Below are 16,718 nucleotides of genomic sequence, written 5' to 3'. Positions count from 1 at the left end.
GGCAAAAGAGCTGGCGAATCCGGCGAAGTAGGCCCGCACACCCGGCCCGTTCGGCAGATCACGTATTTTTTGACTATGGACATGTAGTCGCCGACATAGGCGCGGGTGATCTGATGGATGTCGAGCGGGAACGGCACTTTCACGACGGCCCTAACACTTCTGACACTGAATACATCTGTGCGGATTGTTCTTTTCCTGGCAGTGAGCTCTTTCAGCGTTGCCACTGATTGGGTGACGGGATCGGTGTCCGCAACGCACAAGGCTCCCGTGCCGTTGAGGGAGGTGTTCGACGTCTCAACTCATTGGCACAGGAGCCTTGTTGGTTTCCTATCCTGCCGCACTCGACCCGCCTCACGCCCTGGTCGAGTGGGTCACCATGCTCATCGTCACCCGCGAGGGTGACCGGCGCTGCAAGCTTCCGCCGCACCAACGCGCGCTCGTCGGTCTGGTGTACCTGCGCCGGCACGACACCATCGCCCAGCTCGCTGCCGGCTTCGGTATCGCCGTCGGCACCGCCCACGCCTACGCGGCAGCCGCCGTCGACCTGCCCGCTGACCGTTCCCCCGGACTGCTGCGTGCCTTGCGCGAGGCCGACCCGGACTACGTCCTGCTGGACGGCACCCTGGCGGAGGGCGACCGGGTCGGCGACAGCCGGGCCGACTTCTCCCACAAGCACCGTCGGCACGGGGTGAACGTGCAGGTGGTGACCGACCCTGCCGGGGAACTGCTGTGGCTCTCGCCCGCGCTGCCCGGTCGCGCGCACGACCTGACCGCGGCCCGGACCCACCGGATCATCCGGATCTGCGAACGCCAGGGCATCCCGGTCCTGGCCGACCGCGCCTACATCGGAGCCGGCCCGTGGGTGACGACAGCCCTCAGACGCCCGCCGGGCGGTGATCTCACGCCCACCCAACAGACCGTCATCCGCGCACCGTCAGCCGCACGGGCACCAGTCGAGCGCGGCGTCGCGCGGCTGAAGTCGTGGCGGATCTTCCGCAGGTCCCGGTGCAGCCCGAATCGAATGTCGTCAATCTCCGCCGCCGTCCTCACTCTGGAGCGGCAAAGCTGAAAGAGCTCACTGGATCAGTTCCGTGCGGACGGCGCGGGGCAGGGTCGGCGTCGTGGGCGACCGCCGAGGTGGCCATCCTCTCGCGGCAGGTCTTCTCCCCGTCGGACAGGCGGGTGCGGAACGTGCGCCGGGCTCGCTCGGTGGCCTTGCGGGTCGAATCGTCCTTTGGAGTGTTCCACCAACTCCTCGATTTTCGGCAGGAATTCGTCGATCATCCGCGGGCGGCGGGCCGTCTCCTGGGGAGAGAGCTCGGCCTCACGGAGGTCGACGTACGTCTGAACGGTCTTCGGATCGCACCCGGCCAACTGGATGGCTGAGAACGCGCAGCGGGTCAGCTCGAACGCTTCGAGAGTCTCCCTGACATCCCTGGCAGACTCGGTCAACATCCCTCCGGGCCGGTGACAGCTGATCGCAAACAGCGCGAACCTGCCCGAAGGGATCTTTCGTTGAGCGGGACCAGCGTGGAGATCACACGTCCGTACACCAGGACGTTTACAGGTTGTTGAAATAGAAGTTGGTGAGCCGTTCGACGGCGGCGTCGACGTATGCGGGTTCGTCGTACATTTCGTAGTGGCCGGCGCCGTCGATCACCATGAGGTCGACCGGGTTGGGAGCCATCTTCCACAGCTGCGTGCCCGCCTCGTAGGAGCCTGTGTTGCCGATGCGTCCGGCGAGGATGACCTGCAGTGGCTGGGTCATGAGCTGGTCGACCAGGTGGAACGCGTCGTAGCCCAGCAGGAGGGAGTCGCTGCGCGAGAGGCGGCGGTTGGTGGAGTGCTTGTTGCCGCCCCGCTCGGTGCGGTAGTAGGTGATGGCCTGGGTGGTGTCGATGTCGGTCAGCCCGGCTGCCGCGGCGTCCTCCAGGGTGTCGGGCAGCCAGTTCACACGGGTCACCTCGCCGGAGCGGGCCTCTTCGATGCGCGCGTCGGCGAGGGTGTCGAGCGCGGCGGCCGGACCGTCGGGCTGGAAGCTGCGGAACGACGTGCCAATGTTGCCGGGGACCACCGTGCCGACCGCCTTGATGCGGTGGTCCGTGCGGGCGGTGTGTACGGCGTAGCCGCCGCCGGCGCAGATGCCGAGAACGCCGATGCGGTGCGGGTCGATGGCAGGGGTCGTCGTGAGCGCGTTGATGGCGTAGGAGATGTCCTCGCCGCGGCGGTAGGGGTCTTCGAGGTCACGGGGTTCGCCTTCGCTCTGTCCTTGGTGAGCGGGGTCGAAGACGAGCGCCGCGATGCCGCGGGCGGCGAGACGGGACGCGTAGTTGGCGCCGATCTGCTCCTTCACGCTGCTGCCGGGCGTGGAAAGCACCACGGCGCGCAACGGAGCGGCGCTGTCGGCGTTGTCGGGCAGGTGGAGGGCGGCTGCGAGTTTGATCGGTCCGCGCGGGATCGTGATGTGCTGAAGCATGGGTGACGTCCTTCGTGAGATTGTTGCTCCGTAGACGTTCAGTACGAAACAGCACTTGTACGGTTTGGAACTAGTGCGGAACCGTACCACTTGGATGAGGGGCTCGCATGTCGGCCGACGGGGCGCAACTGTGGACGCTGAATCAGCGGCTGCTGAGTGTCGTGATGGACGCCTGTACGCAGGAGCTGGCCGAGCTTGGGCTGGACACGAAGGAATTCTTCGTCCTGGCCGAGGTGGAAGCATCGCCGTACCCGGCCGAGATCGCAGCGGCGCTGCTGCTGCCCAAGGCGAGCGTGACGACCTACGTCCGCAACCTCGTCGCCAAAGGGTTCATCCGGCGCGAGATCGACGACGCGGACCTGCGGCGCCACAAGCTCACACTGACCGCTGAAGGTGCAGAGGCGCGGGATCGTGCACTTGCAGCCCTCGCCGCGGAGTACGACCGCAGGCTGGCAAGGATCACTCCACAGGACCGCACCGAACTGCAGCGCATCCTCCAGGAGATGCTGGCCTCGCCTGCGTGAGGCCATCGTTACGAGCGGCCCGCAGTCGGGCGACGGGCATTGCGCCGGGGCCGAGCGGCGGAGGGCCGGAGAGGGCTCGTTCCCGGAAGGCGGCGCGGTCGCGGCGATGCCCTTATACCCAACCCCGCTCCTGTGCGAGCCGCACCGCCGCGTGCCGGTTCTCCGCGCCGAGCTTGCTCGCGGCCGACGACAGGTAGTTCCGTACGGTCCCCTCGGCGAGCGCGGCGCGTTCGGCGATCTCCGTGACGGGCGCCCCGTCAGCAGCGTGCTCCAGCACCTCGGCCTCGCGCGCGGTCAGCGCCGAGTCCCCGGCGGAGATCGCGTCGGCGGCCAACTCCGGGTCGACGTACCGGTTTCCGGCATGCACCGTGCGGATCAGTTCGGCGAGCCGCTGGGCGCTGACCGTCTTGGGGACGAACCCGCGCACCCCGGCCGCGAGCGCCCGCTTGAGATGCCCGGGGCGCCCGTGACTGGTCACGATCAGTACCTGGCAGTCGGGCAGCTCGGCCCGCAGCGATGTGGCGACCTTGACACCGTCGGCGCCGGGCATCTGGAGGTCGAGGACGGCGACGTCCGGCGCGTGCGCCCGCGCCATCGCCAGCGCCTCCGTACCGGTGGCCGCCTCGGCGACCACGACCAGGTCCTCTTCCAGGGACAGCAGGGCCGCCAGCGCCCCGCGGATGAGGTGCTCGTCGTCGGCGAGCAGTACGCGCACGGTAGCCGTCACGACGCCACCCTCAGTGCGGTTCCCGCCCCGACGGACGGCAGCGGCACCTCGGCTGTCAGCCGGAACACGCCCTTGCCGACGGTTCCCGCCTCCAGTGTGCCGCCCACCGCGGCCAGCCGCTCCCGCAGCCCCGCGAGCCCGGAGCCACCGGTCCCGGCGGGCGCGTCCGCGTCGGCCGAGGATCCCCGCCACTGCGTGACCCCGTCGTTCTCCACCGTCAGCACTACCCGCCCTTGCGACATCAGCACTGTCACGGCGACCTTCTTCGCGTCCCCGTGCCGCAGCACGTTCGTGGTTGCCTCCCGCACCACCCAGCCGAGGGCCGACTGCACCGCGGAGGGCAGCCCCTCCGTCTCGTCGGTGACCTTTGCGACGATCCCGGCCGCCGAGAGCACACCGCGGGCGCCAGCCAGTTCGACCTCCAAGGCGGCCTCCCGATAGCCGCGTACGACATCCCGGACCTCCCGCTGCGACTCCTGCGCGATGCGCTGCGCCTCGATCATCTGCTCCACCGCCTCGGGCCGCCCGCGCCGGGCCAGCTGGACCGCCGGTTCGCTCTTGAGGGCGATCACCGCCAGGTTCCGTCCCATCACGTCGTGCAGATCCCGGCCGAACCGCAGCCGCTCCTCTGCGACGGCGAGCCGGGCCCGGGTCTCCTTGGCCTCGTCGAGCGTGAAGACCACGTTGAGCAGCCAGACGGAGAGCATCGCGGTGAAAGCGAGGAACGCTCCCGCCAACAGCACGACGCAGGCGATGATCAGCGCGGCGAGCCACGGCATGCCCACGGCGAACGACACGACACCCGCGCCCGCCGCGAATCCGCTCACCAGCCTGATGACACGCCGCCGGTCGTTGTGCACCCCGAGCGCGATCACGCCGACGCCGAAGCCCTGGAGGCCCACGAACACGCTGAGGGCCATGCCCTCGACGTTCTCGCCCGCGGGGCCGTGCTCCGCGATGCCGACGGCGACGATCGCGAGGACCGCGGTGACGGCGCCGAGCAGCCACAGCTGCCGTAGCGGCTGGGGACGGTGTCCGAGTGTCCAGTCCAGGGCCCGTGAGGCGGTCGCCATGCACACCACGGCATGCACGACGACCATCAGGGACAGCACCGTCGCGAGTCGCGGATCCGTCTGTCTGTAGGTCGCCAGTCGGATGCCGACGATCTCGCTCACCCCGAAGAAGTGGAACGTCCACCGGGTATACGTTTCGACCTTCTCCGGCGTGCTCTTGAGCCGCCACCATCCGCCCGGCCTGCGCATCTGTCCGCCGCACCCACTCGCCCCGTACCTCAGCGCCGCGGTTCCCACCGGAACCACCGCCGTACAGCGAACATCGCCAGGACGGTCCAGGCCACGGCCGTCGCCATGGCGCCCATCGTCTCGGCGCCGGACAGGTCGCCGGTCCAGCCGCCGCGCACCAGAGTGATGACGGGTGTCAGCGGCAGCAGTTCGCAGACGGAGGCCAGCCGGTCGGGGAGCAGCTCCAGCGGGACGAACATGCCGGAGCCGAGCATGGAAGCGAACATGAAGGGCAGCGGTGTGACCTGCGCGCTGTCACTGGTCCTGGTGAAGCTCGCGGTGACCGCCGCGAGCGCGGCGCACATCGCCAGACCGAGCAGCAGGCCGAGAACGGACAGGTGGATCGCGGACGGTGCGGACAGGTCGAGTAGCAGGGCGCAGCCCACGGCGAGCAGCAGGGACTGCACGAGCGCGCTGAGCAGGGCCGGCGTCGCGGATCCGGCGAGGATCTCCACGTCGCGCAGCTCGCCGGTGTGCAGCCGTTTGAGGACGAGTTCCTCACGCCGGACGACGAAGACGCCGACGAGGGCGGAGTAGACGGCGAACAGCAGGCAGAAGCCGATCGCGGCGGGCAGCATAAGGGTGCCGATGGTCAGTTCGGCCTCGGCGAGGTCCATCTCCTTTGCCGCCGCCCGCACGCTGAACGGCAGCACCAGCGGCACGAACACCGTGGCGGCCAGGGCCCCCTTGTTCCGGCCGAGCAGGGTCAGCTCGGCGCGGGCGAGGGCGGTCATGCGCGTCCTCGGCGTGGTCGCCGCAGAGGTCACGGTGCGCGTGGTGGAGGCATTGGTGGTCGTGACGCTCATGCCGCGTACTCCTGCGGCGTCTGCGTCCTGGGAGTCGTTCAGTCGGCCGTCCTCGCGGACACCTTCTTGGCGATGCTCAGGAAGGCCTCTTCCAGGGACGCCGAGCGCACGTCCAGGCGGCGCAGTTCGACTCCTGCGTGTCCGGCCCACACCAGCAGTCCGGTGGCCGCGCGTTGGAGTTCCTGCGTGTGCAGCTTGATCATCCGGCCGTCGACCTCATGGTCGCTCACGCCCAGTGAGGCCAATGGAGGCAGGTCGCCCACGAAGTAGCCCGCGGGGAGTTCGAAGGAGATATGGGACGGCTGCGCGGCGGTCACCTCAGCCGGGGTGCCGGTGACGGCGATTCGGCCCTCGTGCATGATCGCGAGCCGGTCGGCGAGGTGCTCGGCCTCCTCCAGGTAGTGCGTGGTCAGCAGCACGGTCGTACCGCGGTCGCGCAGCGCGCTCACCAACTCCCAGGTGTCGTGGCGGCCTTCGGCGTCCAGTCCGGTGCTGGGCTCGTCGAGGAAGAGCACTTCGGGGTCGCCGAGCAGGGCGAGCGCCAGGTCGAGGCGGCGTCGCTGGCCGCCGGAGAGCTGCTTCACACGGGTATCGGTCTTCGACGTCAGGCCGACCAGCCCCAGCACTTCCGCCGGCGGGCGGGCCCCGCTCACGCACCCCGCCCACATCCGTGCCGTCTCGGCGACGGTCAGTTCGGAGGGGAAGCCGCCCTCCTGGAGCATGACCCCGGTGCGGGGGCGTACGGCGGCCCGCTCGGTGTACGGGTCGTGTCCGAGGACGCGCACCCGGCCGCCGGCCGGAGCGGCGAGGCCCTCCAGCAGTTCGACCGTGGACGTCTTGCCGGCGCCGTTGGTGCCGAGCAGCGCGAAGACCTCACCCCGACTTACGGAGAAGTTGATTCCGCGCACGGCCTCGAACCCGCCCCCGTACACACGCCGCAGGTCGGTGACCTCAATGACGTGTTCGTGTCTGTTGATTTGCATGCCTCAATCCTGTTCGTGGACAGGCGGGGAACCAGTGCCGCCCTGTCACCAGCCGGCATGACAAATGTCAGAACGGCGGCTGTGTGTGGGGGCAGCCCTATGTGTGGGTCGACAAACTGCCGTCATGACATCGCCGGCGATCCGGCCGACCTGCGGCTCGACCGGCAGGTCAGGGACAACGGAGCCCAGATGTGAGACGCTCCGGCAGCCTCCCGCACCAGCTTGACGTCATTGCCCGGCTTGGGCAGGCATGGTGCTGGCCGCGAAGGTGATCGGACAGGTCGGCGACTGCCGACGAGCTGAGCTGGCATGACTAGACTTCTCCCCTCGGGCGCGTCGGGCTAGGGAGTTGAACCTGCAACTCACTAGGTGTGCAATGTACGAAGGCTTCGCCGCTTGGTGAGCCGGGAGAGGCGGATGGCCGATTGTCTGATCTCACGACGCCTGGGTCGGACGAACGGCGGGCCCGCGCCTCCACCGAACTCGCCCGGCCCCGGGTGCCCCAGGAGCAGAGGGAGGACTGGCAGTCACTGGTCATCCTCGCGCACCTGGTCGAAGCCGAACTCGAACGACAGACGCGGCACGACGCCGGCATCCCGCACAGCCACTTCAAGATCCTCGCGTTGCTCGCCGGTGCAGATCGGCACACCATGGGTCTAACCCGACTGAGCCGGGCACTACGATTCCATAAGAGCCGCCTGTCGCACGCGCTCCGCTCACTTGAGGCTGACGGATTGCTGCGCCGCGAGGACACTCCCGAAAAGGGCCGTGCCTACCAGGCCGTCCTCACGCGGCGTGGCCTCGACCTCGTGGAACGGGTGCTGCCGCTGCAGGACGTCTTCGCCTGGGACACGGCCCTCGCCGGCCTCAGCGCGACCGAGGTTACGCACCTGCGCACCATCGCCGAGAAGATCATCGCGAACCTGGACGATCGGCCAGAGTGACCTGGCCGGTGCCCACATCTACGTTCTGGGGTCGAGCCGCTGTCGCCCACCGGATCATGCGGGTCAAGACCAATGCCGCAGCCTCACGTCCCCGGGCGACGTGTTGACGCATGAGTCGCTCAGCACGCTTGCGGCTTGAACCAGGTCGCTCGTACGGAGTTCCGGGTGATCCGCATGACCCGTACGTCTTCTACGTCTTCCCGAACTCGGTTTGGACCTTGGGAATCCGCCCGGTGAGCGCGGTGTCGGCGGCCTTCTTCGTGCCGTGCTGGTGCGCTCATCAGGTCAATGGCGGGCCAGGATGGGACGGGTTCAGGCCCAGCGCCAGGTCACCTACAAGAGCAACGAGATCCCCTGTGGGTGCCCGAAACTGGACAGTCCCGTGTGACCTGCGTGTATTCGTGGATCAAGCGGCCGAGTAGGTCTCCACGGGCACGATGATCGGTATCCCTCGGTTGGCCTTCCCCGAACTACCGGTCGAGGTGCACCTCGTCGCCAAGCTCTGACCGGATCGCACAGGGCCTCGTTCAGCGCAGAGCGATACCCGTGCCCGTAGAACGGAGCGCCTCCTTGAGGAGGCCCGCACCAGGGCCCGCCAACCAGCGGTCGAAGCGCAGCAGGAAGGGGAACTCCGCACGCAACGCGTCGAGATTCGCGTTTCCCGCCAGCCTGCCGGAGTCAACGAGCGCTGCCGATCCGCCGAGGGCCTCATTCTGCTCCAGCAGCGTCGTCGGCAGGCGGCTGTAGCTGATCGGCCGACCAGTGGCCTGGGTCAGATGATCGGCCAGGGCCTTGCCGGTGAGAGCGTCTCCGGCGATCTCCACGGTGCGGCCGGCGTAGCGATCGGGTGAGCCGAAGACTGCGGCGACGATCCGGCCGATATCGCGTACTGCGATGAACTGCATGGCCTGGTCGGGGCGCATCAGGAAGGAGATCTGTCCCCGGTCGAGGCCCATTCCGGGGAGCATCAGGATCTCCATGAACGTGGCCGGCCGAATGATGGTGCTGGCGATATCCAGATTCCGGACATGGGCCTCGATACGGCTCTTGGTGTCGAGATGGGCGACACCCGTCGGTGTCGGCCCTGCAGCGACCGTGGAGCTGTAGACGAGGTGGGCGACGCCGCAGCGCTCGGCGATGTCGGCCACCGTCGTGCCGAAGCGGATCTCGTCCTCGTCGGTCACGTTGGCGCCGGCCTGGCCCGAGTTCGGCTGGACGCTGAAGACGCCATGGGCGTCGGAGAAGGCCGCGCGGAGCGACTCCGGATCGCCGAGGTCACCGCGCACGGTCTCGATGCCGGCGGCGGAGAGGGATCGGGCCCGGTGGCCGGACGGATCACGCACGACCGCGCGAACCGCCCAGCCGTCGTCCCGCAGCGCAGCGGCGACCGATCCTCCCTGCTGTCCCGTGGCGCCCAGGACGACGACGGTCCTGTTTATGTTGATCATGCCGATCACAACTACCCGGGCGTCAGCCCTATTCCGGGCCAGGGTCCCTTGCTTGATCGATGTCTGTCAGGATTCATCCGGATTCATCCGGTGAGACCGAGGACGGCCCGGGGCCTTCGCTGGTCGCGAGCGATGTGGCTTGACATCCTCGCCCACCTAAGGCGGGCGATTCCCGTCTGCCGCGCAGATCTGTGGGACAGCAGGAGGTCTGCTTCCTGGAACGGGTCCAGTTTCGCGTGCAGGTCCCGTCTGCCTGGGCGGCGGTGACCATGGCGGCTACGGCGTCGCGGAGCTGAGCGTGACCGACGCGGAATCGTTCGGCGATCTCCGGGTCCTTCGGTGCGCGTACGACGAACGCGTTCGCGACCAGCGCCTCGGTCTGGCCCAGGCTGCATGGCCCTCGGGGCGCTCGACGAGCCCGCCTCGTTCGAAGCGGGTTCCGGCGCGGACGCGGGGCACGAGGTGGGGTGCGTTCACGGCCGGCCACCGTTGCTGGGTCGGCATCTAGTTGACGCATCAAGTGTCAATGCTAATGTAAGTGACGTGTCATCCACTTGATCGGGCGGGTCGTTACTGTCGCCGCAAACCGTCTCGATACGGGAGCCGAGCCCAGTCGTGACGCGATGTCAGCCGATTCAGCGCGGTGGTTGACCGACTCGGCTTCAGGGGTGCCTGCGCGGACGCGTACGGCCGCATTCCGGCGTCGAGATGAGCGGCGTCCGTCTGAGCACTCTGAACACACAGACACGCAAACCCGGAGAGGGACCCCATGAGCAACGAAGCTAAGTCCGGCCTGCAGGCGCTGCTGACACCCGAGCGCGACGTCTGACATGGCCGCGGAATTGGCACCCGTCCGCATCGGGTACTGCCTGTCGCTAACCGGTCCCCTCGCGGACAACGGCCGGTCAGCCCGGCTCGCCCATGAGATCTGGCGCGAGGACATCAATGCTCGCGGTGGACTGCTCGGCCGTCCGGTCGAGTTTGTCCTCTACGACGATCAGGGCGACGCCTCCCTGGTCCCCGGGATCTACGAACGGCTGATTGACGAGGACAAGGTTGACCTCGTCATCGGTGGATACGGCACCAACACCCTCCTGCCGGCTATGCCGTTGGTGATGGAGCGGCAGCGCTTCTTCGTCGGGCTCATGGGCCTCGGCGTCAACAATGTGCTCGCTTACCCGAACTACTTCGCCATGATCCCGACCGGGTCGGATCCGAACGCGGCGCTCACCGAGGGCTTCTTCGAACTCGCAGCGCAGCAGAATCCGCGGCCGACGACCGTGGCGCTCGTCGCTGCGGATGCCGAGTTCTCCCGCAACCCTGTTCTCGGCGCCAAGGCCAACGCCGAGAAGTACGGAATCAAGGTCGTCCACGAGGCCACCTACCCACTGTCGACCGAGGACTTCAAGCCCGTCATCGACGCCGTCGCGGAAACCGGCAGCGATCTGCTGTTCCTGTGTTCCTACCTGGACGACTCGATCGGCCTGGCGCGGACGATCCGATCTCACCACTACCGGCCGAAGATGGTCGGCGGTGCCATGATCGGCCCGCAGAATACAGCGGTGAAGACGACACTCGGACCGCTGCTCAACGGCTTCGTGAACTATGAGTACTGGGCTCCGGTCCCCAAAATGATGTTCCCGGGTGTTCAGGAACTTCTGAACGCCTACCAGGCACGTGCGGCAGACGCCGGTGTCGACCTGCTCGGGCATTACATGGTGCCGCTCGCGTACGCCCAGATGCAGGTGGTTGCTCAGGCCGTCGAGGCGACCGGCGGCTTCGACGACGAGAGTCTCTCGGCGTACGCGCGGGAGGAAATATTCCCGACCGTCATGGGTGATGTCCGGTTCGGCGTGAGGGGTGAGTGGCCACAACCCAGGGTTCTGCAGGTCCAGTTCCAGGGAATTTCCGGCCACGAGGTCGGTCAGTTCCAAAACGGGTCGCGGCAGATCGTGGTGTCGCCACCGGAATCGTCCTCCGGAACCCTCATTTTTCCCTACGCGGAAGCTCTCACTGCTGAGTAAGGGGCATCGCAGTTACTGCCGAGGCCGACGTCGGTGAGGTCGCCCTCGACCACGGCACTCACCGCATTCACCGCCTGGGTCCGCGAGTTCGCCCGGGCGCCCAACCGGTGCTGGGCGCTTATCCGGCCGCGTACGAATGGACGTTCCCGGGTGTATGCGGGCCCCTTCCTCCCACCCAGCCCCTCCTGCGCAAACGGGAGGCTGAACAGGATCCCGAGGAGTGATCATGCAACTCTTACGCCGTTTCCACGCCCCCGTCGTCCTTCCCGCGGACGCGAGATGCTCAGTGATCCGGGACGGCTTCGTCGACGTACAGGACGACGGCCACATCGCGTACTGCGGGCCTTGGACCGATGCTCCACCGGCTCCCGGAACGCCCGTGACACGGCTCTCCGGAATACTGATGCCCGGCCTCGTCAACGCACACGCGCACAGTGCGATGACACCCCTGCGCGGCGCGGGCGGAGATCTTCCGCTGATGTCCTGGCTGAACGACGTCATCTGGCCCGCGGAGGACCGCATGCGCCCGGCGGATGCCTACGCGGGCATGCTGCTCGGCTGCGTCGAGATGCTTCAGCACGGCATCACGACCAGTGCCGAGATGTACCGGCACGGCGAGTCGGTGGTCGACGCGGCTATCACCGCCGGCAGCCGGATACTCCTCGCTCCCGCCTATTTCGATTTGCCCGGGGCGGGATGGCAGAGCGCCTTGACCGCGATCGACAAGTGGATCGACGAGGACGGCCTGAGGTTCGGTCCCGGTGGACGTGTCGAGTTGTGCTACGGCCCGCACTCCGCCTACACCCTGCCCGTGGAGGCCCTGCGGGCGACGGCCGAGTCGGCTGCCGCCCGGGGAGCCCTCGTACACATCCACGTCGCCGAGTCCCTGACGGAGGACCAGGAACAGCGAGCGGCGTACGGATCCGTCCCCCGGCTGCTCGATGACGTCGGTCTCCTGGACGGGCGCCTGCTGGCGGCCCACGCCGTGCACCTGTCCACCCAGGATGTCCGGCTTCTCGCCGACCGCGGCGCCGGAGTCGCCCACTGCGCCGGATCCAACGCCAAGCTCGCCTCGGGCATCGCCGATCTCACGGCACTGCGGGCGGGCTCCGTCACGGTGGGCCTGGGCACCGACGGACCGGCGAGCAACGACGACCTCGACCTGTGGGAGGAAATGCGGCTTGCCATGATGATGGCCCGTGCGACGACCGGGGATCCTCTCGCCCTGACCGCCAAGGACGCGCTGTTGATGGCGACCCGCGGTGGAGCCGCCGCAGTGGGGCGCCAGGACATCGGCACGCTCGGCCCCGGCGCGTGGGCCGACATGATTCACGTCGGCGTGGACGGGCCGCACTTCGCCGCGGGACTCGACGTCCCGGACGAGCAGTTGCTCGCCAACCTCGTGTGGGCCGCGGGTTCCCGGGCGGTGCGCGACGTCTGGGTCGCCGGCCAACAGGTGGTCGCTTACGGGGAACCTCTGCGCGTCGACCGCCTCGCTGCCCAGCGGGCAGTGGCCGCGGCGGCCGCTCACATGCTGCGGGGGTGAGCCGTTCGACGGCCCGTCCGCGTTGTAGGGGAGGGGCGATCACGCAGAGCGACGAGGATCTCGGGTCGTTTGATGGTCTTGCCCACGTCGTAGCGGGTGGTGGGCCGCCGATTCTTCGAGCCGGGTGGCCGTCCTGGACCCGGCCGGGTGGGTTTGGGCGCACGGGCCTGACTGCTGAGATGGGGGCGGATGTTCCTGAACCCGCGCCGGACCCGGGTCGGGGTCACCGCAGTGACGGTGCGGGTGGTCTTCTCCTGGGGCTTGCGTCGGTCGGCTGCCAGCGGCAGCGCGAGGCGGCGTTGGGTGTGGGCTGCGACGGCGAGCCAGGTCCTCCGGTCCGCCGACTGCGGGTCACGCAGCCTGGGGCGGCTCCAGCTCAGGGACTGCTTGAATAGGCGGAACGTGTGCTTCAGGTCGAATCGGCGCAGGTAGCACGACGAGACGAAGTCGACGTCGTCCGGGGTGGCGCCGGTCGCGGAGGACCACAGCCAGACCGGTGGCGCGTCCCGGTCGCCGGGCAGGTGGTCGACCTTGAGCCGAATCAACGTGCCCTCGACCAGGGGGAGTTCGCCGTCCAGGCCGAGCGGGGTGAGCCGGGGGTGGAGCCGGTCCCAGGCGCGGGCCTCGGCCTTGCCGTAGCGGGGCGTGTCGTTGAGGGTCACTGCTGTCGGCTCCGGCCAGGTCTCCGGCTTCGCCAGGCGGAACTCCGCTCCGTGCTTGGGCGGCCTGCCGCCCTTGGGGTCGTAGACACGCGGCGGCGTCGGCAGTCGCAGAACGCGATCGGAACGAAGGCGCCCGACCAACTCGACGGGAAGGTCGCTCAGTACCCAGGCCAGGCGCATCACGTCGTAGCCCGCGTCAATCACGACCAGGATGTTCCGGTCGCCGTCCTGCCACTGACCGGCCGCGACCAGGCGCTCGACCACAGCCCGCAGCTGGTCGGCGGTGACGGCCGCGTCGTCGTCGGTGGGCCCTGACCGGACCGCGTCCAGGACCTGCGTTCACGACGTGCGGTCCGGGCTGAGCGCGGCGACGAACGAGTACGGCCAGCCCGGGATGATCTGGGCGGCCTCACGAGAACGGCCCAGGAACGTGGCAGAACAGGCCTCGGCGTCGAGGGGGTCACACCTCGCAACGTGCTGTCGGGGGCGGGGTCTTGAGGTTGATCAGGTAGTCAGCGACGATCTTGTTTACGCAGGGGTTGGTTCCTGAGGCGGCGATGGTGTGCTGCTCTCCCTTGACGGTGAGCAGGCTGCCGCCGAGAGTCTTGCTGAGGGTGACCCCGGCGCGGTAGGGGGTGCTTGGATCACCGGTGATCGAGACGGTCAGAACGGGCGGCAGTCCATCGACCCGGTTGGGGAAGGGGTAGGTGACCTTCGGCGGGGCCGGCCAAGCCTCGCAGGCGCCGCGGGCGCCTTCGCGACTGCCGCCGGGATCGGCGAACGGCGCCTTGTCGTAGAGCTTTTGTCGGAACTCGCCAGCCTGCTGCGGATCCTTTCGTTCCTCGTCCATGCAGCCGATGCCAAAGTTCGCGTCGGTGAAGTTGCTGCCGCTGCCGTCCGGGTTGCGTCCGCTGAAGACCGCGCTCAGCTTCACGAACCGGGAGGGGTCGCCTGCCTGGAGCTCGGTGAGCCCCTTGGTGAGCGCTGGCCAGGTCTGCTGGTAGTACAGCGCGACGATGGTGGAGCCCACGAGGTCGTCGAAAGTGAACTCTTGCCCGTCTCCGTAGGGCACCGGCTTGTCGAGCAACTTGCGGGCAATCTTCTGGAAGTTCTCCGTGGCCCGCTCCGGCTCCTGTCCCAGGGGGCAGTTCGGACGGGTGGCGCAGTCGGCGGCCATCTGGTCGAAGGAGCGCTGCAGGCCGGCGTACTGCGACAGCCTCCGTTCGCTGCCGAGATGGGGATCGACCGCCCCGTCGAGCACCATGGCCCGCACCTTGTCCGGGTACGCCTGCGCGTAGAGCGCGCCGATCCGCGTCCCGTAGCTCTGCCCGAGGAAGGTCACCTTGTCCTCGCCGAGGGCAGCTCGCAGAACGTCCATGTCGCGGACCGTATCGCGGGTTCCCACTGCGGCGAGATTCTCCTTGCCGCCGGAGCGCTGCTCGCACTTCTCGACCAGCCGCCCGGTGTCGTCCGCGGAGAATTCTCCAGCCGACGTGATGAACTCGGTCTGTACGTCGCCGTTGCGGTACTCCTCGTTGGTGAAGCAGGTGATGGCCGGCTTGGTCGCCCCGACTCCGCGAGGGTCGAAGCCCACGAGGTCGAACCGTGCGGTCAGCGGGCTCTTTTCCAGGGCCCTGCCGGTGGCTGCGGCGAAGGGCAGACCGGGCCCGCCCGGCCCACCGGGATTGAGCAGGAGCGACCCGGCGGACTTCTCGCGTGCGGGGACGCGCAACACCGCGACCTGACCGGTCCTGCCTTCAGGAGCGTCGTAGTCGAGCGGCACCTCCAGCCGGGCGCATTCCAGCCGTGAGTCCGCGTAGAGCTTCTCCTCAGCCGGGCTCGTTCCGAATCCCTTGCAGGGTCCGAAGGCGAGCTTCTGGTTGTAGAAGCGGGACAGCTTCTCGGTCGGCTGAGCGGATGCGGACGACTTCGGTTCCGGCGCGGACTGGCTGCACGCGCTGATGGCGAACAGCACGAGCAGCAGCACCGCTGGCTTTTTCGGCCGTATGCCGAGGGCGGAGGGGGAGGGCACGCAATCTCCTTAACGTCGGGCGTGTGTGGTGGTGCTTGGGGGTGAGCCATGCGGCAGCTCTGACTGGCTCTTGAGGGCTGGCGGGGGAGGTGGGGGAGCCCGCGCCGGGATGCTTAGCTGCCCCAGCCTCCGCCGGTGCCCCTTGCCGCCAGGAACGAGTCGCGCAGGGCTGCACGCAGTCCGGGGACAAGCGAGTCGAAGTGCTGGGCGTAAGGCTTGAGCGTGCGCTTGTGCTGGCGCATTTCCTTCGAGGTGAAGACGCTCAGCACTTCGCACTCGACGGGGAGTACCGCCATGGCCAACTCGTCCGCCGGGACAGTCGCCGGGTCAGCACCGTCCAGCACGGCGCTGCGAGCCGTCGTTTGAAGGGTGAGGACCTGCTGCGGATCGTTGACGGTCACCTGATGGGAGGCGATCGGCGAGAGGAGACTGCGCTTGACGGGCGGTGAGACGGCCCCCGCCGCAACGAGCTGCTCACGCACCGGCTTCTCCGCGGTGGTGGCCTTGTTGTGCACGAACTGGAGCCAGCTCTTGGGCTTCTCCGCGGGTATGTCACGCCATACGCCGGCGAGGAACGGATCGTGGGGCGCCTCGGCATGGCTCCGGACGACCTTCTTCTTCTGGGTGGTGAGCAGTCCGTCGAAGACCAGCTCGGCCAGGGCCGCAGCGCGGAGAAGCTGCCCGCGCCCCTGGAGGTTGACGGCCTCGAACTCCTCTTTGTCCACCGTATAGCAGAGCAGGTACATCCGCTGCGGGAGGTTCAGGTTCATTGCATCCTTCATGTCGGGCCGAGGCCTCCGTGGCGGGGAGAGGGCGGCGGGCGGCCTACGGGGGGCGTCACACTCCTCGCCTCCCACGACGCGTCACACCAGGACGCTGGACAGAGGCCTGCGGAAACTCTCCCTGAGCGGGTGTCACTGTACGGCAAATTGACACTAAGTGACAGGTCCTCTGGGTTTCTAGTCCGGCTGTCCAACCTGCCCGCCGACACGGCGCTGGCCGCCTTGGTGCGCACCGCGAAACTCCGCTGGCGCATCGAGCACGACCGCCTTCTGCACCCTCCAGCGCATCACCCGGTCCCCAAAAGAGACGGCGCCCGCCTGAGGCTCTACCAGGTCGTACGCGAACTGCAGTTACTTCTTGCACTCTGGACCGGCGCCGGCCCCACCGGCTCGTCGATTGACTGATCATTCACGGCCTTCGTTACCTGGCCGAATCTCATTGGCAAAGGTTGATGCATCAACG

The 16,718-nt window shown here is 68.1% G+C and carries 13 protein-coding genes and 2 pseudogenes; 6 read left to right on the top strand and 9 right to left on the bottom strand.

Annotated elements, in window-relative coordinates; translation table 11 throughout:
• Nucleotides 1-319: 319 nt before the first annotated feature.
• Nucleotides 320-1,069, top strand: coding sequence for a transposase family protein (locus ACTWQO_RS36725; protein WP_443241716.1), 750 nt, complete (start codon nucleotides 320-322; stop codon nucleotides 1,067-1,069).
• A 492-nt stretch (nucleotides 1,070-1,561) separates the two neighbouring features.
• On the opposite strand, the gene ACTWQO_RS36720 is transcribed toward ACTWQO_RS36725, so the two are convergent.
• Nucleotides 1,562-2,476 carry an alpha/beta hydrolase gene (locus tag ACTWQO_RS36720; protein WP_443241715.1) on the bottom strand — a complete coding sequence of 305 codons (915 nt, stop codon included), beginning with the start codon at nucleotides 2,474-2,476 and terminating at the stop codon, nucleotides 1,562-1,564.
• A gap of 107 nt (nucleotides 2,477-2,583) precedes the next feature.
• Here ACTWQO_RS36720 and ACTWQO_RS36715 point away from each other — a divergent pair, with 107 nt between their 5' ends.
• Nucleotides 2,584-3,000, top strand: coding sequence for a MarR family winged helix-turn-helix transcriptional regulator (locus ACTWQO_RS36715; RefSeq protein ID WP_443241714.1), 417 nt, complete (start codon nucleotides 2,584-2,586; stop codon nucleotides 2,998-3,000).
• A 112-nt stretch (nucleotides 3,001-3,112) separates the two neighbouring features.
• On the opposite strand, the gene ACTWQO_RS36710 is transcribed toward ACTWQO_RS36715, so the two are convergent.
• The 4 genes from ACTWQO_RS36710 to ACTWQO_RS36695 are packed head-to-tail and all read right to left on the bottom strand — an operon-like array spanning nucleotide 3,113 to nucleotide 6,817.
• Nucleotides 3,113-3,727, bottom strand: a complete 615-nt coding sequence (locus ACTWQO_RS36710; RefSeq protein ID WP_443241713.1) for a response regulator — start codon at nucleotides 3,725-3,727, stop codon at nucleotides 3,113-3,115.
• A complete protein-coding gene (locus tag ACTWQO_RS36705) occupies nucleotides 3,724-4,989 on the bottom strand; it encodes a sensor histidine kinase (protein WP_443241712.1) in 1,266 nt (421 codons plus the stop codon). The genes ACTWQO_RS36710 and ACTWQO_RS36705 overlap by 4 nt, the downstream gene beginning before the upstream one ends.
• A gap of 29 nt (nucleotides 4,990-5,018) precedes the next feature.
• The gene (locus ACTWQO_RS36700) at nucleotides 5,019-5,834 is read right to left on the bottom strand and encodes an ABC transporter permease (RefSeq protein WP_443241711.1); all 816 of its coding nucleotides are present in this window, start codon (nucleotides 5,832-5,834) and stop codon (nucleotides 5,019-5,021) included.
• Between the two features lie 38 nt (nucleotides 5,835-5,872).
• Nucleotides 5,873-6,817 carry an ABC transporter ATP-binding protein gene (locus tag ACTWQO_RS36695; protein WP_443241710.1) on the bottom strand — a complete coding sequence of 315 codons (945 nt, stop codon included), beginning with the start codon at nucleotides 6,815-6,817 and terminating at the stop codon, nucleotides 5,873-5,875.
• A 425-nt stretch (nucleotides 6,818-7,242) separates the two neighbouring features.
• Between ACTWQO_RS36695 and ACTWQO_RS36690 the strand changes: the two genes are divergently transcribed.
• Nucleotides 7,243-7,761, top strand: a complete 519-nt coding sequence (locus tag ACTWQO_RS36690) for a MarR family winged helix-turn-helix transcriptional regulator (protein WP_443241709.1) — start codon at nucleotides 7,243-7,245, stop codon at nucleotides 7,759-7,761.
• A gap of 527 nt (nucleotides 7,762-8,288) precedes the next feature.
• Here ACTWQO_RS36690 and ACTWQO_RS36685 read toward each other — a convergent pair.
• On the bottom strand, nucleotides 8,289-9,209 hold the full coding sequence (locus ACTWQO_RS36685) for an NmrA/HSCARG family protein (protein ID WP_443241708.1): 921 nt from the start codon (nucleotides 9,207-9,209) through the stop codon (nucleotides 8,289-8,291).
• A gap of 857 nt (nucleotides 9,210-10,066) precedes the next feature.
• Between ACTWQO_RS36685 and ACTWQO_RS36680 the strand changes: the two genes are divergently transcribed.
• Nucleotides 10,067-11,233: an amino acid ABC transporter substrate-binding protein gene (locus tag ACTWQO_RS36680; protein ID WP_443241730.1), complete on the top strand. Its 1,167-nt coding sequence runs from the start codon at nucleotides 10,067-10,069 to the stop codon at nucleotides 11,231-11,233.
• A 226-nt stretch (nucleotides 11,234-11,459) separates the two neighbouring features.
• Nucleotides 11,460-12,779: an amidohydrolase family protein gene (locus ACTWQO_RS36675; RefSeq protein WP_443241707.1), complete on the top strand. Its 1,320-nt coding sequence runs from the start codon at nucleotides 11,460-11,462 to the stop codon at nucleotides 12,777-12,779.
• On the opposite strand, the pseudogene ACTWQO_RS36670 reads toward ACTWQO_RS36675, so the two are convergent.
• From ACTWQO_RS36670 to ACTWQO_RS36660, 3 genes and pseudogenes are all read right to left on the bottom strand, one after another.
• Nucleotides 12,761-13,883, bottom strand: a pseudogene (locus tag ACTWQO_RS36670) (transposase); the annotation flags it as partial. The gene ACTWQO_RS36675 and the pseudogene ACTWQO_RS36670 overlap by 19 nt on opposite strands.
• Nucleotides 13,884-13,901: 18 nt before the next feature.
• Complete coding sequence (locus tag ACTWQO_RS36665; RefSeq protein WP_443241706.1) at nucleotides 13,902-15,473, bottom strand: alpha/beta hydrolase; 1,572 nt, start codon at nucleotides 15,471-15,473, stop codon at nucleotides 13,902-13,904.
• A gap of 113 nt (nucleotides 15,474-15,586) precedes the next feature.
• Nucleotides 15,587-16,243, bottom strand: a complete 657-nt coding sequence (locus ACTWQO_RS36660) for a GPP34 family phosphoprotein (protein ID WP_443241705.1) — start codon at nucleotides 16,241-16,243, stop codon at nucleotides 15,587-15,589.
• A gap of 198 nt (nucleotides 16,244-16,441) precedes the next feature.
• Here ACTWQO_RS36660 and ACTWQO_RS36655 point away from each other — a divergent pair.
• Nucleotides 16,442-16,577: pseudogene (locus ACTWQO_RS36655) on the top strand (IS701 family transposase); the annotation flags it as partial.
• Nucleotides 16,578-16,718 lie beyond the last annotated feature (141 nt).

The organism is Streptomyces sp. 4N124 (assembly GCF_052245395.1).
In the GTDB taxonomy this organism is placed as follows: domain Bacteria; phylum Actinomycetota; class Actinomycetes; order Streptomycetales; family Streptomycetaceae; genus Streptomyces.
This window is presented reverse-complemented; position numbering and strand designations above follow the sequence as displayed.

Bases quoted from the DNA above. Each gene is read 5' to 3' on its own strand.
- ACTWQO_RS36700 (WP_443241711.1), bottom strand. From the start codon at position 5,834: ATGAGCGTCACGACCACCAATGCCTCCACCACGCGCACCGTGACCTCT.
- ACTWQO_RS36675 (WP_443241707.1), top strand. From the start codon at position 11,460: ATGCAACTCTTACGCCGTTTCCACGCCCCCGTCGTCCTTCCCGCGGAC.
- ACTWQO_RS36685 (WP_443241708.1), bottom strand. From the start codon at position 9,209: ATGATCAACATAAACAGGACCGTCGTCGTCCTGGGCGCCACGGGACAG.
- ACTWQO_RS36660 (WP_443241705.1), bottom strand. From the start codon at position 16,243: ATGAACCTGAACCTCCCGCAGCGGATGTACCTGCTCTGCTATACGGTG.
- ACTWQO_RS36705 (WP_443241712.1), bottom strand. From the start codon at position 4,989: ATGCGCAGGCCGGGCGGATGGTGGCGGCTCAAGAGCACGCCGGAGAAG.
- ACTWQO_RS36720 (WP_443241715.1), bottom strand. From the start codon at position 2,476: ATGCTTCAGCACATCACGATCCCGCGCGGACCGATCAAACTCGCAGCC.
- ACTWQO_RS36695 (WP_443241710.1), bottom strand. From the start codon at position 6,817: ATGCAAATCAACAGACACGAACACGTCATTGAGGTCACCGACCTGCGG.
- ACTWQO_RS36715 (WP_443241714.1), top strand. From the start codon at position 2,584: ATGTCGGCCGACGGGGCGCAACTGTGGACGCTGAATCAGCGGCTGCTG.